This is a genomic window from Pseudomonas sp. B20, assembly GCF_020515755.1.
GTDB classification, from domain to species: domain Bacteria; phylum Pseudomonadota; class Gammaproteobacteria; order Pseudomonadales; family Pseudomonadaceae; genus Aquipseudomonas; species Aquipseudomonas syringae.
This window is the reverse complement of record NZ_JAHPJG010000029.1, coordinates 12,823-26,545: the sequence shown is the minus strand read 5'-3', so window position 1 is coordinate 26,545 and position 13,723 is coordinate 12,823. Positions and strand designations below refer to the sequence as shown.

Genomic DNA, 13,723 nt, shown 5'->3' with positions numbered 1-13,723 from the left:
GCGTCGCGCGATTGCGTGACGCCTCGGGTAAAGCAGAGGCAGCCGCTTAACGCAGCTCGCCGCACAGGTCCAGTTCGACCAGGCGCCGTACTTCCTCGGTCGTCAGGTCTGCGCCCAGCAGCGCATGCAGTTTGCCGAGCGCTGCTTCACGGGTCATGCCACCACCGGAGAGCACGCCTGCACCGCGCAGACGGCTGCCCGCTTCGTAGACATCCAGCTCGACACCGCCCTCATGGCACTGGGTAATCGCGACCACACAGATACCCAGCGCTCGCGCGTTCTCCAGACTGGCCAGAAATTGCGGATCGTCACTGGGGCCCGTGCCGCTGCCGAAGCATTCGAGCACCAGACCGCGGATACCACTGTTGATCAGACCGTCCAGCTGGGCAGCACCGACACCGGGAAACAGCGGCAATACCGCCACCTCTGTAAGTGTCTTGGTCTGGCGATAGTTCAGTGCGTCAGGGAGCGAAACCACCGCGTGGCCGCCACGCGAGCGTTGCAGCGGTGCGAACGGCTGACGACCGAAGCTGCGAATTTTCGCGCAGCGCACGGGTGTCATCAGTTGCCCGTGAAAATACAGCTGCACGCCTGACACCAGACCCGAACCCAGCGCCAGCAGGGCGCCGTTGACGTTTTCCCAGGCATCGCTGTCCTGCACGCCGGCAGGCAGCATCGACCCGGTGAACAGCACCGGCGCGCTGAACCCCAACAACTGGAAACACATCGCCGCTGCGCTGTACGCCAGGGTGTCGGTGCCATGCAGGACCAGCACCGCATCGCAGCCTTCGACTTCCACCGCCTCGATCACGGCCTCACGCAGGCGCAACCAGTAGGAAGGGGTCATGTTGGCGCTGTCGATCAGCGGCGACATCTCGCGAAAGCGCCACTGCGGCACCACCAGTTCCGGATGCTCGGCCAGCTGCCCGGCCATTCGCGCCTCGAAACCGGAGGCCGGTGCCAGGCCGTTGGCGCTGGCCTGCATGCCGATGGTGCCGCCGGTGTAAAGAACCATCACGCGTTGTGCGGGTTGTTGTGCGTCATGTGGCATGGCTCTTCTCCGGCGTAGTGTCGCGGTGGTTATCGTGCGTCGGGTACAGACTTGGCTGCCGCTTCGGCATCCTGTGTCGACTGACGGGTCGGATTGGCCGGCCATGCGTTGCGATCCAGGTCCAGATCAGGGAACTGGCTGGAATCGAACACCGGCGTCTTGACCCCGGCCCGACGTTGCGCATCGTAGTCATTCAAAATGCGCTTGACGACTTTGAACAGCATTGCGAGGGCGATCAGGTTGACGAACGCCAGCATGGTCATGGTGATGTCGGCGAACGCCAGGACATCCTTCAGGTCGACGACCGCACCCCACATGATCAGTACCAGCACCGCGATGCGGTAGATGATGATGGTCTGGATCTTCTCGCCAAACAGGAACCGCAGGCTGTTTTCGCCCAGGTAGTAGTTGTAGAGAATCGAGGTGAAGACGAACAGTGCCAGCGCTACGCTGATGAAGACTCTGCCCCAGTCACCGACCACTGCTGCCAGCGAGTTCTGTGCCAGAACGATACCGTTGCCGTCGTAGCCGATATCGTAGATACCGGACAGAAGAATCAGCAAGGCGGTGCAGGTGCAGATTACGAAGGTATCGAGGAACACGCTGAATGCCTGAACCACGCCCTGTGCCACCGGGTGCTCGACCTGTGCCACGGCAGCCACGTTGGGCGCACTGCCCAGACCGGCTTCGTTGGCGAAGACGCCACGCTTGACGCCCATCACGATCGCGCTGCCGATCAGGCCGCCGAATACCGGATCAAGGCCGAAGGCGCTTTTGACGATGGTCATCAGCATGCCGGGAACGTGGTCGATCTGCAGGGCGATGACGTAGATGGTGACCGCGATATAGATCAGGGTCTTGACCGGAACCAGCAGGTCGGAAATAGCCGCGATACGCTTGATGCCGCCGACGAAGGCCAGGCCCAGCAGCACGACCAGGCAGATGCCGGTGGTGCGGGTGTCGACGTTGAACGCGCTTTTCAGCGAGTCGGTCACCGCGTGCGATTGCAGGCCGTTGAAGGCAAAACCGAAGGTCACCAGCAGCAATACCGCCATGACCATGCCCAGCCAGCGCTTGCCAAGGCCGTACTGAATATAGAACGCCGGACCGCCACGGAACTGGCCTTCGGAATCCTTGCGTTTGTACAGCTGAGCGAGTGAACACTCGATGAAGCTGCTGGCCATGCCGACCAGTGCGGTCACCCACATCCAGAACACGGCACCCGGACCGCCGAGCGTGACGGCAATGCCGACGCCTGCAATGTTACCGGCACCGACGCGGCCCGCAAGGCTGAGCATCAGGGCCTGAAACGAACTCAACTGGCCGGCGCTGCTGCGCAGACTGTCGCGAAAAACCGAGAACATGTGGAAAAAGTGTCGAAACTGAACGAAACGCGAGCGGATCGTGAAGTAACTACCCAGGCCTACGATAAGTACGATCAGTACCTTACCGGAGAGAAAGTCGTTAATCATTTCCAGCATTTTTGTTATTCCTCGCTACTTTTGAGGGGGCGCACTATACCGGTGCAAAGTTTTTACGTCTGTAGTCGCTTTCTTGTACGGCTGATTCTTCATTCGCGACGATGAATGAATACTTCCACGGGTTGCTCCGCAAAAGTGGGGTGCCGAAGGCTCTGGGTCCAGTGTCGGAGCCCTTTGCTGCAGGCAAAAAAAAGGGTCTGGAGAATCACTCCCAGACCCTCAAAAAATTGAGGGGTGTCTAGGCCCTCAATCTGGTGAGCAGGTTGCGCAGGTCATTCCTGTCAGGCCTTCAAGGGGGCCAGACGCGGAGCGATCATGTTTTCCGGGCGCAGGATGTCGTCGAGCATGGCGTCGTCGAGCAGACCTTCCTCACGCACCAGTTCCAGCACGCCGCGGCCGGTTTCCAGCGCGATGCGGGCGATACGGGTGGAGTTCTCGTAACCGATGTAAGGGTTCAGTGCGGTGACTAGACCGATCGAATGCTCGACCAGCTCGCGGCAGCGCTGTTCGTTGGCCGTGATGCCGACGATGCAGTGCTCGCGCAGCATGTCCATGGCGCGCTGCAGCAGGCGGATCGAGTCGAAGATCTTGTAGGCGATCAGCGGCTCCATCACGTTGAGCTGCAATTGTCCGCCTTCGGCAGCCATGGTCAGCGACAGGTCGTTGCCGATGATTTCGAAAGCCACCTGATTGACCGCTTCCGGGATCACCGGGTTGACCTTGCCGGGCATGATCGAGCTGCCTGGCTGGCGTGCCGGCAGGTTGATCTCGTTGATGCCGGTGCGTGGGCCGCTGGACAGCAGGCGCAGGTCGTTGCAGATTTTCGACAGCTTGACCGCAGTACGCTTGAGCATGCCCGAGAACAGCACGAAGGCGCCCATGTCGGAGGTCGCTTCGATCAGGTCGGCTGCAGGCACCAGAGGCTGGCCGCTGATGAGCGCCAGACGATCGACCGCCAGCTTCTGATAGCCAGGGTCGGCGTTGATGCCGGTGCCGATGGCGGTTCCGCCCAGGTTCACTTCGGTCAACAGCTCCGGCGCCAGGCTGCGCAGGCGGTTGAGGTCTTCCGTCAGGGTGGTGGCGAAGGCGCGGAATTCCTGACCCAGGGTCATTGGAACGGCGTCTTGCAACTGGGTGCGGCCCATCTTCAGCACATGGTTGAATTCTTCGCCCTTGGCGGCGAAGGCCTGAATCAGGCTGGACAGGCTGGCGAGCAGGGCGTCGTGACCCAGCAGCAGACCCAAGCGGATCGCGGTGGGGTAGGCGTCGTTGGTCGACTGCGCCATGTTGACATCGTTGTTGGGGTGCAGGTGTTTGTACTCGCCTTTCTCGAAACCCATGGTTTCCAGAGCGATGTTGGCGATGACTTCGTTGGCATTCATGTTGGTCGACGTGCCAGCGCCGCCCTGGATCATGTCGACCACGAACTGATCATGGAAGTCGCCGCGAATCAGGCGGGCGCAGGCCTCGCTGATCGCCGCATGCTTGGCGTCATTGAGGTGTCCGAGCTGATGGTTTGCATCCGCTGCCGCCTGCTTGACCATGGCCAGCGCGACTACCAGTTTCGGGTAGTGCGAAAGCGGCACGCCGGAGAGGTGAAAGTTGTTCACCGCTCGCAGGGTCTGGATGCCGTAATACGCGTTGGCAGGTACTTCGAGAACACCAAGCAGGTCTTTTTCGATGCGCGATGATGCAGACGAGGACATGATAAAAAAAGTCTCAAAAGGCACGGACAATGCCGGAACGCCACGAATAGTGGGCTTGCCGCCCTCGATTGACCAATGCTGTTAAACGCTGGCCTATGCAATAACGGCATAATCAGGGCGTGACCTGGATTCCGTTCAGTGCGTAAAGGGGGCAAAATGTCGCACCGGTGCCTTTCTTCGATCGCTGCTGCTGCGCCGCCCGGGCATGTATCCGCACTGCTTCGACGGGCGTCCTATCGGGACGCTGCAAATCGGTGCCATTGGGCATGCGCAATGGCCTGTCGAAGCCGTCATCCATTGTCCGGGAGGACCTGATGAATCTGGAAAGCAAATGGCTGGAGGATTTCAGCGCCCTGGCGGCCACCCGCAGCTTTTCTCAGGCCGCCGAGCGTCGCTTCGTGACCCAGCCGGCATTCAGCCGGCGTATTCGCAGTCTGGAGTCGGCACTGGGGCTGACGCTGGTCAATCGCTCGCGTACACCCATCGAGCTGACCGCTGCCGGACAATTGTTTCTGGTCACGGCCCGTACCGTGGTCGAGCAACTGGGCGAAGTCGTGCGCCATCTGCATCATCTGGAAGGCGGGCAGGGCGAGGTCATGCAGGTGGCTGCGGCGCATTCCCTGGCACTGGGCTTCTTTCCGCGCTGGATCGCCCAGTTGCGCAACGAAGGGCTGAACATTGCGACCCGGCTGGTGGCGACCAACGTCGGTGACGCGGTGCATGCGTTGCGTGAAGGTGGCTGTGATCTGATGCTGGCGTTCTACGATCCCGATGCCGCGCTGCAGATGGACGCCGAAATCTTTCCCTCGCTGCATCTGGGGCATACCGAGATGTTGCCGGTCTGTGCCGCGGATGCCGAGGGGCGGCCGTTATTCGATATGGAAGGCGAGGGCAGTGTGCCGCTGCTTGCCTATAGCGCCGGGGCCTTTCTGGGGCGTTCGGTGAACCTGTTGCTGCGCCAACGTAATCTGCGCTTCACCACAGTCTACGAGACGGCCATGGCAGACAGCCTGAAAAGCATGGCGCTTGAAGGGTTGGGGATTGCCTGGGTGCCACAACTGAGTGTGCGCGCCGAACTGGCGCGCGGTGAACTGGTGGTGTGTGGCGGACCGCAGTGGCATGTGCCGCTGGAGATCCGCCTGTACCGCTGCGCATTGGTGCGCAAGGCCAACGTGCGCCTGTTGTGGCGCAAGCTTGAAAGCCCTGCGGCAGCGGGCTGAGCATAAGATGGCCGGGCATGATGATTCATGCCCGGCCGATCATTCACTCAACGCCGGGTATGTTGTCGACGTAGTCGCGAATCAGTTGCTTGTTGGCGTCGCTGAAGTAATAGCAGGGGATAATCGTTGAATGGGATTTTTCCCACATCGTCGTCTGGCATGGAAAACCGGTTGCCGCCTCATGCTCAGCACCAAACAGGTGGCCGACTTCGTGTGGCAGCGTGTTGTAAGCTTTAAGGGACGCCATTGCGACGTGATAGTTGGTTGCTGTAACGCCGTGTACCGAACCGTTGATTTTATTGGACGTCACCAGCACATATTTATGCCGCTCCGATGGTGCCGGCAGGTTTTTTGCGTTTGCATACTGGATGCTCTCTTTTGACAACCGGTATAGCAGCTTGTCCAGGTCGTCCCCGCGATAGGCGAAGTCGGTCAGGCCGGGTTCGTCCTTGATAAAGGTGACGGTTGTCCTGCGCCCAGTGATTTCTTCCAGTTGGGCAAGCAGGGGATTCAGGTACTTTTCCGCCAGTTCGGCGCGCTCATAGCTTGTGAGTTGGTCGTGCATGATCAGGAATAACCCCAGGTTCGGGCCACCTGCGCTGGCAAACGGCAGATAAGAAAAGGCCGCCAGTAACAGCCAGATTTTAAGTGTGTTTTTCATTGATACGTTCTCGTCCTTGAGATATGGATGGATAGGGCGACTTCAATGTCGCAGCGCCAGTTAAGCAAATACTGATAAGCCGTAATAGCCGACGATTGCGATAAAGGCAGTAGGGCAGGCGCTGGTTTGATGTAAGAGGCATCGATGAACGGAGCCCGCTATCCGGCGCTCTTCAAACCCGCCCGCGCTGTTGACAGCCGCGTCCTGCGCGTCGCGCTGACAGAAGATGATTGCGGGTGCTTTAAAAAGGCAACTTTGCGGTATACTGCGCGGCCTTTGGCCGGTTAAACCGGTCATTATTCGTACAACAAGCCACGCCGGTTCCCCCGCGTGGCTTGTTGTTTTCAGACGCGCCTGCGGGCGCCCGATGAGAGGCACGACGATGAGCGCACTGGTTGGCGTGATCATGGGCTCCAAGTCCGATTGGTCCACCCTTAGCCACACCGCCGATATGCTGGAAAAGCTCGGCATCCCTTTTGAAGTCAAGGTGGTGTCAGCTCACCGCACACCGGATCTGCTGTTCCAGTACGCCGACGAAGCGGAAGGCCGTGGCATTGAAGTGATCATCGCCGGTGCCGGCGGTGCCGCTCACTTGCCGGGCATGTGCGCTGCCAAGACCCACCTGCCTGTGCTGGGCGTTCCGGTGCAGTCTTCAATGCTCTCGGGTGTCGATTCGCTGTTGTCGATCGTGCAGATGCCGGCCGGTATTCCGGTCGCGACCCTGGCCATCGGCAAGGCGGGTGCAATCAACGCAGCGCTGCTTTCAGCAAGCATCCTCGGCGCAAAGCACCCGCAATTCCACGCAGCGCTGAAGAAATTTCGCACTGAACAGACAGACAGCGTCCTGGACAATCCAGACCCACGCCACGCCTGAGGTTTTTCCATGAAGATCGGTGTAATCGGTGGCGGCCAGCTGGGCCGCATGTTGGCATTGGCAGGTACGCCGCTGGGCATGAACTTCGCCTTTCTCGATCCCGCGCCGGATGCCTGTGCTGCGGCACTTGGCGAGCATCTGCGTGCCGATTACGGCGATCTGGATCATCTGCGTCAGTTGGCGGATGAAGTCGATCTGGTGACCTTCGAATTTGAAAGCGTTCCGGCCGAGACCGTGGCGTTTCTGTCACAGTTCGTACCGGTCTATCCGAGCGCCGAAGCGTTGCGCATTGCGCGTGATCGCTGGTTCGAAAAAAGCATGTTCAAGGACCTCGGTATCCCGACGCCGGCATTCGCCGATATCCAGTCGCAGGCCGACCTGGATGCCGCAGTAGCCAGCATCGGTCTGCCTGCCGTGCTCAAGACCCGCACCCTGGGTTATGACGGCAAGGGCCAGAAGGTCCTGCGTTCAGCGGCCGATGTGGTCGACACATTCGCCGAGCTGGGCAGCGTGCCGTGCTTGCTGGAGGGCTTCGTGCCGTTCACCGGTGAAGTGTCGTTGATTGCCGTGCGTGCGCGTGATGGCGAGACCCGGTTCTACCCGCTGGTGCACAACACGCATGACAGCGGCATCCTGCGTCTGTCCGTCGCCAGCACTGATCATCCTTTGCAGGCACTGGCCGAAGACTACGCCGGCCGCGTCCTGAAGCAGCTGGATTACGTGGGCGTGCTGGCATTCGAATTCTTTGAGGTCGACGGTGGCCTGAAAGCCAACGAAATCGCGCCGCGCGTGCACAACTCCGGTCACTGGACCACCGAAGGCGCCGAGTGCAGCCAGTTCGAAAACCACCTGCGGGCGGTTGCCGGTCTGCCGCTGGGCTCCACAGCCAAGGTCGGCGAAAGCGCCATGCTCAACTTCATTGGCGAAGTGCCGGCAGTGGACAAGGTCGTCGCCGTCGAAGACTGCCACCTGCACCATTACGGCAAGGCGTTCAAGGCTGGCCGCAAGGTTGGACACGCCACGGTCCGCAGTACTGACCGCGCAACGCTGGATCGTCAGTTGAAGCTGGTAGAGGCGCTGATCAAGGGCTGATCAGGCCCACGGCTAGCGTGCTGATGCTCCGCGTTTGCACGCAGTTTCAGGACTCTCCGCGTCCTTTTGCGACGCGGAGCGTCGAGAACTGCATTCCCACGCAGAGCGTGCGGAACGAGCGTTTCTAACTGTCGTGCCTATGCTTCGCGTTGAAGTACTGTTCGAGACGCCTGGCCTCAGTTCAGGTAGGTTCAGCCCCGTCATTCATGAAGAATTTTCCACCCCGAAGCAAACTGGCCACTTCGCCGGAACCATTCCCTGTCGCTGTTCTCAGATAGCAGTAGGTCGGGGCTGCTATTAGCCCGGGCATATTCACTTAATACAGAGGGAAATGGCATGGGTATCATTGGAACCATCTTTATCGGCCTGATCGTTGGTCTGTTGGCTCGCTTTCTGAAGCCGGGCGACGACAGCATGGGCTGGATCATGACCATCGTGCTGGGTATCGCCGGTTCGCTCGCAGCCACTTACGGTGGTCAGGCGCTGGGTATCTATCAGGCAGGCGAGGGTGCAGGTTTCCTCGGCGCGCTGGTAGGTGCAATCATCCTGCTGGTTATCTACGGCATGATCAAAAAGAAATAACGCTTATGCGTCAGCCCTCTGTTTTACAGTGCGCAGAGGGCTAGAATGCTCGGCAACTTTCCACCCCTTTGCCGAGCTTTATCATGCGTCGCTTCCTGTTGATGACTCTTCTGCTGTTATCCGCGCTCTGCGGTCCCGCATACGCCCAGTTGCCGGAAACCGACTGGCTTGAGCTGATGCCCAAGTCCGATCAAAAAGCCCTCGAAGCCATGCCCGAGATTGACCACAATTCTCCGGAAGCCATGGGCACGTTCGACAGCAAGGGTGGGCTGAAGCAGAGCAAGGGTCTGCCTGCAGTCATGTATTCGACCAAAACCGTCCCGGCAATGAACGGCAAGACGATTCGTCTCGGCGGCTACCCTGTGCCTCTCGAAACCGACGCCAAGGGCCGCAGCACGCTGTTCTTCATCGTGCCTTACCCAGGCGCCTGCATCCACGTGCCGCCACCGCCGCCCAACCAGCTGGTGCTGGTGCGTTACCCCAAGGGGCTGAAACTGGATGATATCTACACACCATTGTGGGTAGAAGGCACTCTGAAAATCGAGAAGGTCAGTAACGATCTTGCCGATGCGGCGTACGCGATGGATGCGTCAAAGGTCCGTGTGGTGGTTGAGTCGGACCTTTGATGGGCTTGATCAATTTCTGATCAGAGCGCCTCGCTCCAGATACTCACACCCAGAACATGCATCTGGTCCGGTGCCAGCGTGACCACGTCGTCCAGCACGTTGGCAGTTTCGACGCAGACCATGCGCTGCCAGCCGTCTGCTGCCATGTCGGTGAACTTGCTGGTCTTCTCGATCCACGGGTTCCACAGTATGGCTGAGTTAGAGCCCGTGCTGCGGATGTGGATGCGTCGCTGCCACTCCGGGTCGACAATGCTGAGCACGCCTGGCGTGTCCTTGTAGATGCGGTCGGTTTCGCCTGTGAAGGTCAGGTCGCCGGCTTGCTCGCGTTCTTCCCAGTTTGCCAGGGTTTCGATGTAACGCAGGCCGTCGAGCCCTTCGACGCTGACCTGACGCACATCGCTGACGGCGAAATAGGTGTGCAGCGCCTGGCTGATCACCACAGGTTCAGTGCCGCAGTTGTAGCTGACCAGACTGACATTCAGTGCATGGTCCAGACGAATGCTCAGTTTCAGGGCGACGTTGTGCGGCCAGCCCGGCAAGTGGCCTTCGGCCTCGGGAAGCACGAACTCCACCAGCAGTGCATCGCCATCTGCGCCAATACCCAGCAACTGCCAGTCCAGTGCTCGCACTTCGCCATGCGCCTTGGCAGGCTCGCTGCTGTCGCGCATGGCCTGCACGCTTTGCGGGTTGCGCTCCAGATTGCCGAACCACGGCCAGCAGATCGGCATGCCTGCACGAATGGGTTTGCCGCGTTTGAAAACGGCCTCTTCGTTCAGCCACACCAGCGGCGGCTGCCCGGCTACTTGATAGCTGAGGATGTGTGCGCCTTGTTGCGCAACCAGCAGCTCAGCTTCGCCGTGGCAAATACGCCAGCAGTTCAGCTCATCGTAAAGGATGGATTCAACGGTGGGTTCAACCGGGGATGTTGGCATGCAAAGTTCTCACTCAATGACCGTGACGAAAATAGACCGCTTCACGCAAGACGAGTTTAACCGGCAGCCAATCCGTGACCGAGCGACAAATTACCGTCGCGCGGGAACCGAGCGCGTCCGGCCGCTGGCATCTATGGCGACGAACACGAATGCAGCCTCCGTGACCTTGCGCCATTCGCTGGTGAGCGGGTCGTCGCTCCACACTTCGACCATCATCTTGATCGAGGTGCGTCCGACTTCCAGGGTGCGGGTATAGAAGGAAAGCTGTTCGCCGACCGCGACCGGGACCAGAAACGCCATGCGATCGATGGCGACGGTCGCCACACGGCCACCCGCGACCTTGCTGGCCATCGCTGTGCCTGCCAGGTCCATCTGGGACACCAGCCAGCCGCCAAAGATGTCGCCAAAGCCATTGGTTTCGCGGGGAAGGGCGGTGATTTGCAGTGCAAGGTCGCCTTGCGGGGTTGGATCTTCTTGTTCGAGCTCGATCATGCCTAGGGTGCCTCTGACCCATGACTCTCATTATTGTATGTCGCGGTTAACAGGTGCCATTCAAAACCATGAGCATGAACATTATGTGTTCAGCGCCGGTGTGGCCCAAAGGGAAACTCTGCGAAACCCGCTGATTCAGACGTTTTCGCACAGCTTCCCAAGGCTGTTGACGACTTGCGAGTATATCGGGCGTTGCGTCATAGAACGACCGTGGGTCTTCATTTTGTGTCAGTGGCAGTTCTGCCATGTGTTTTTTGTAGCAATTTGCTATCTTGCTGGACCTCTACAGGTGACAAGACTGCCTGTACACGCAATTTTGGTGCCTATCTGCGCCTTTGCTCCCGACAATCGCTTCTGCACGGCACCCCGCAGCAGCCAGCGTTGCTGTCGCTCGCCCCTTTTCAAAGAACAAGCAAAGAGAAGCCTTGTCATGTCATCTGTTCCTCCAAGTTCCACGCAGCCTGCGCGGCCTCTGACTCGCAGCGATTACAAAACCCTTTCGCTGTCGGCCCTGGGTGGTGCGCTGGAGTTCTACGACTTCATCATTTTCGTGTTTTTCGCGGCGGTGGTCGGCAAACTGTTTTTCCCGGTGGACATGCCCGACTGGCTGCGCATGATGCAGACGTTCGGCATTTTCGCCGCCGGTTATCTGGCGAGGCCTCTGGGCGGCATTATCATGGCGCACTTCGGCGATCTGCTGGGGCGCAAGAAAATGTTCACGCTGAGCATTTTCATGATGGCGGTGCCGACCCTGATCATGGGTCTGCTGCCGACCTACGCGCAGATCGGCATGTGGGCGCCGATTCTGCTGCTGTTGATGCGCGTCATTCAAGGTGCCGCCATTGGCGGTGAAGTGCCAGGCGCCTGGGTGTTCGTGTCCGAGCATGTGCCTGCACGTCGTGTCGGGTATGCCTGCGGCACCCTGACCGCCGGCCTGACAGCGGGCATCCTGCTGGGCTCGCTGGTCGCCACGGCGATCAACAGCATCTATACCCCGGTCGAGGTATCGGATTACGCATGGCGTATCCCTTTCCTGCTGGGTGGCGTGTTCGGCCTGATGTCGGTGTATCTGCGCCGCCTGCTGCATGAAACGCCGGTGTTTGCCGAGTTGCAACTGCGCAAGGCACTGGCCGAGGAGGTGCCGCTCAAGGCGGTACTGCGCGATCATCGTGGCGCCGTCGCGCTGTCGATGCTGATGACCTGGTTGCTGTCTGCCGGCATCATCGTCGTGATCCTGATGACGCCGACCATTCTGCAAACCATTTATGGCTTTCCGGCTGCTACGGCGCTGAAAGCCAACAGCCTGGCCATTGTCTTCCTGAGCGTGGGCTGTATCGCTGCGGGCGCACTGGCGGACCGTTTCGGCGCAGGCTGGGTGTTCCTGCTGGGCAGCGCAGGTTTGCTGGTCAGTTCCTGGACGTTCTATCACATCCTCGGCAGCCATCCGGATGTGCTGTTCCCGCTGTATGCGGTGACGGGCCTGTTCGTCGGTACGATCGGCGCGGTTCCTTACGTCATGGTCAAGGCATTCCCCCCTGTGGTGCGCTTCTCGGGGCTGTCGTTCTCCTACAACCTGGCGTACGCGATTTTCGGTGGTCTGACGCCGATGGTCGTGACCTTCATGCTCAAGAGCAGTCCGATGGGGCCTGCGTGGTACGTCGCGATCCTCTGCGGCCTGGGCATGGCCATCGGTGTGTTTCTGCTGAGCCGAAAGCGCTGATCATCGTCCGCTGTTGAATCGCTCGGGCACCGCTACAGCCAAAGGCTATCTACCTGCGCAGGTCGATAGCCTTTTCATCTTATTGTCATAATCAATTCATAGAGTAGTCATAAGACTGGCCGAAAAAGGCTCGTGGACACCTACATACCCTGCCAGGAGCGCAAGGATGACACTCAAGCGTTTGATGACTGCACTGACCTTGGTTGCCGCCGGAGTGACGGCAGCCAATACGCTGGCTGCGGTCGACCCTGCCATCAAGGCCTATACCAAGACCTCCGGTGTGTCGGGCAATCTCTCCAGTGTCGGCTCCGATACCCTGGCAAATCTGATGACCCTGTGGGCCGAGGCCTACAAGAAAGAATACCCGAGCGTGAACATCCAGATTCAAGCGGCCGGCTCCTCCACGGCGCCACCCGCGTTGACCGAGGGCACGGCCAATCTGGGCCCGATGAGCCGCAAGATGAAAGACGGCGAGTTGTCGGCTTTCGAGCAGAAGCATGGCTACAAGCCGACCGCCATCCCGGTCGCGGTGGATGCCCTGGCGGTTTTCGTGCACAAGGACAACCCGATCAAGGGTCTGACCCTGCAGCAAGTGGACGCGATCTTTTCCGCGACCCGCCTGTGCGGCGCCAGGGCAGATGCGAAAACCTGGGGTGATGTCGGCGTAACCGGCGATCTGGCAGGCAAACCGATCCAGTTGTTCGGTCGTAACTCGGTGTCGGGCACTTACGGTTACTTCAAGGAAGAAGCCCTGTGCAAAGGCGACTTCAAGGCCAACGTCAACGAGCAGCCCGGCTCCGCTTCGGTGGTCAGCGCGATCAGCAATTCGCTTAACGGCATCGGTTACTCGGGCATCGGTTACAAGACATCCAACGTCAGGACTGTGCCGCTGGCGAAGAAGGAAGGGGGCGAGTTTGTCGAAGACAGCGAAGCCAATACCCTGAACGGCAGTTATCCACTGTCGCGTTTCCTTTATGTGTACGTGAACAAGGCGCCGAACCAGCCCTTGGCGCCGCTGGAGGCCGAATTTGTGAAGCTGGTGCTGTCGAGACAGGGCCAGGAAGTGGTGATGAAGGACGGTTACATCCCGCTGCCCGCCCGTGTCGTGGAGAAGACGCTGGCCGATCTTGGCCTGCAGGGCGCAAGCGGCGTGGCGGTAAAGTAGTCACGTACGCGTTGCGAGTGAGGCTCAATGGACTGGCCTGCACACAAATTGAACAGTCCGCCGCCGGTTTCGCAGGCGGCGGGCTTTCCTGTGTCACCTTGCTGTAATGTTTCTGTCATAT

Annotated in this window: 13 protein-coding genes; 7 read left to right on the top strand and 6 right to left on the bottom strand. The window is 59.7% G+C overall.

The window, feature by feature from the left end:
- Positions 1 to 46 precede the first annotated feature (46 nt).
- From LIX91_RS23450 to aspA, 3 genes are all read right to left on the bottom strand, one after another.
- Complete coding sequence (locus tag LIX91_RS23450; protein ID WP_046237613.1) at positions 47 to 1,051, bottom strand: asparaginase; 1,005 nt, start codon at positions 1,049 to 1,051, stop codon at positions 47 to 49.
- Positions 1,052 to 1,080: 29 nt separating this feature from the next.
- On the bottom strand, positions 1,081 to 2,532 hold the full coding sequence (locus LIX91_RS23445) for an alanine/glycine:cation symporter family protein (protein ID WP_226489259.1): 1,452 nt from the start codon (positions 2,530 to 2,532) through the stop codon (positions 1,081 to 1,083).
- A gap of 281 nt (positions 2,533 to 2,813) precedes the next feature.
- A complete protein-coding gene (gene aspA / locus LIX91_RS23440; RefSeq protein WP_046237615.1) occupies positions 2,814 to 4,238 on the bottom strand; it encodes an aspartate ammonia-lyase in 1,425 nt (474 codons plus the stop codon).
- Between the two features lie 314 nt (positions 4,239 to 4,552).
- Here aspA and LIX91_RS23435 point away from each other — a divergent pair, with 314 nt between their 5' ends.
- Positions 4,553 to 5,458 carry a LysR substrate-binding domain-containing protein gene (locus LIX91_RS23435; protein WP_046237616.1) on the top strand — a complete coding sequence of 302 codons (906 nt, stop codon included), beginning with the start codon at positions 4,553 to 4,555 and terminating at the stop codon, positions 5,456 to 5,458.
- A 43-nt stretch (positions 5,459 to 5,501) separates the two neighbouring features.
- Here LIX91_RS23435 and LIX91_RS23430 read toward each other — a convergent pair whose 3' ends face one another.
- Positions 5,502 to 6,119, bottom strand: coding sequence for a reprolysin-like metallopeptidase (locus LIX91_RS23430; protein WP_103696187.1), 618 nt, complete (start codon positions 6,117 to 6,119; stop codon positions 5,502 to 5,504).
- Between the two features lie 382 nt (positions 6,120 to 6,501).
- Between LIX91_RS23430 and purE the strand changes: the two genes are divergently transcribed.
- The 4 genes from purE to LIX91_RS23410 all read left to right on the top strand — a co-directional run bounded on the left by purE (position 6,502) and on the right by LIX91_RS23410 (position 9,293).
- Positions 6,502 to 6,993, top strand: coding sequence for a 5-(carboxyamino)imidazole ribonucleotide mutase (gene purE, locus LIX91_RS23425; RefSeq protein ID WP_003340324.1), 492 nt, complete (start codon positions 6,502 to 6,504; stop codon positions 6,991 to 6,993).
- A 9-nt stretch (positions 6,994 to 7,002) separates the two neighbouring features.
- The gene (locus tag LIX91_RS23420; protein WP_226489258.1) at positions 7,003 to 8,085 is read left to right on the top strand and encodes a 5-(carboxyamino)imidazole ribonucleotide synthase; all 1,083 of its coding nucleotides are present in this window, start codon (positions 7,003 to 7,005) and stop codon (positions 8,083 to 8,085) included.
- A 336-nt stretch (positions 8,086 to 8,421) separates the two neighbouring features.
- A complete protein-coding gene (locus LIX91_RS23415; RefSeq protein WP_002555896.1) occupies positions 8,422 to 8,667 on the top strand; it encodes a GlsB/YeaQ/YmgE family stress response membrane protein in 246 nt (81 codons plus the stop codon).
- An 83-nt stretch (positions 8,668 to 8,750) separates the two neighbouring features.
- Positions 8,751 to 9,293: a DUF3299 domain-containing protein gene (locus LIX91_RS23410; protein WP_003367971.1), complete on the top strand. Its 543-nt coding sequence runs from the start codon at positions 8,751 to 8,753 to the stop codon at positions 9,291 to 9,293.
- A 20-nt stretch (positions 9,294 to 9,313) separates the two neighbouring features.
- Here the strand turns inward: LIX91_RS23410 and LIX91_RS23405 are convergent, their stop codons facing one another.
- Positions 9,314 to 10,225 carry a D-hexose-6-phosphate mutarotase gene (locus LIX91_RS23405; protein ID WP_100073175.1) on the bottom strand — a complete coding sequence of 304 codons (912 nt, stop codon included), beginning with the start codon at positions 10,223 to 10,225 and terminating at the stop codon, positions 9,314 to 9,316.
- Between the two features lie 90 nt (positions 10,226 to 10,315).
- Positions 10,316 to 10,717, bottom strand: a complete 402-nt coding sequence (locus LIX91_RS23400) for an acyl-CoA thioesterase (protein WP_003316086.1) — start codon at positions 10,715 to 10,717, stop codon at positions 10,316 to 10,318.
- A gap of 430 nt (positions 10,718 to 11,147) precedes the next feature.
- Between LIX91_RS23400 and LIX91_RS23395 the strand changes: the two genes are divergently transcribed.
- Both LIX91_RS23395 and LIX91_RS23390 read left to right on the top strand, forming a co-directional pair.
- Positions 11,148 to 12,437 carry an MFS transporter gene (locus tag LIX91_RS23395; protein WP_024649907.1) on the top strand — a complete coding sequence of 430 codons (1,290 nt, stop codon included), beginning with the start codon at positions 11,148 to 11,150 and terminating at the stop codon, positions 12,435 to 12,437.
- Positions 12,438 to 12,603: 166 nt separating this feature from the next.
- Positions 12,604 to 13,602 (top strand): phosphate ABC transporter substrate-binding protein PstS, encoded by a 999-nt coding sequence (locus tag LIX91_RS23390; protein WP_046237621.1) that lies wholly within the window; start codon positions 12,604 to 12,606, stop codon positions 13,600 to 13,602.
- Positions 13,603 to 13,723 lie beyond the last annotated feature (121 nt).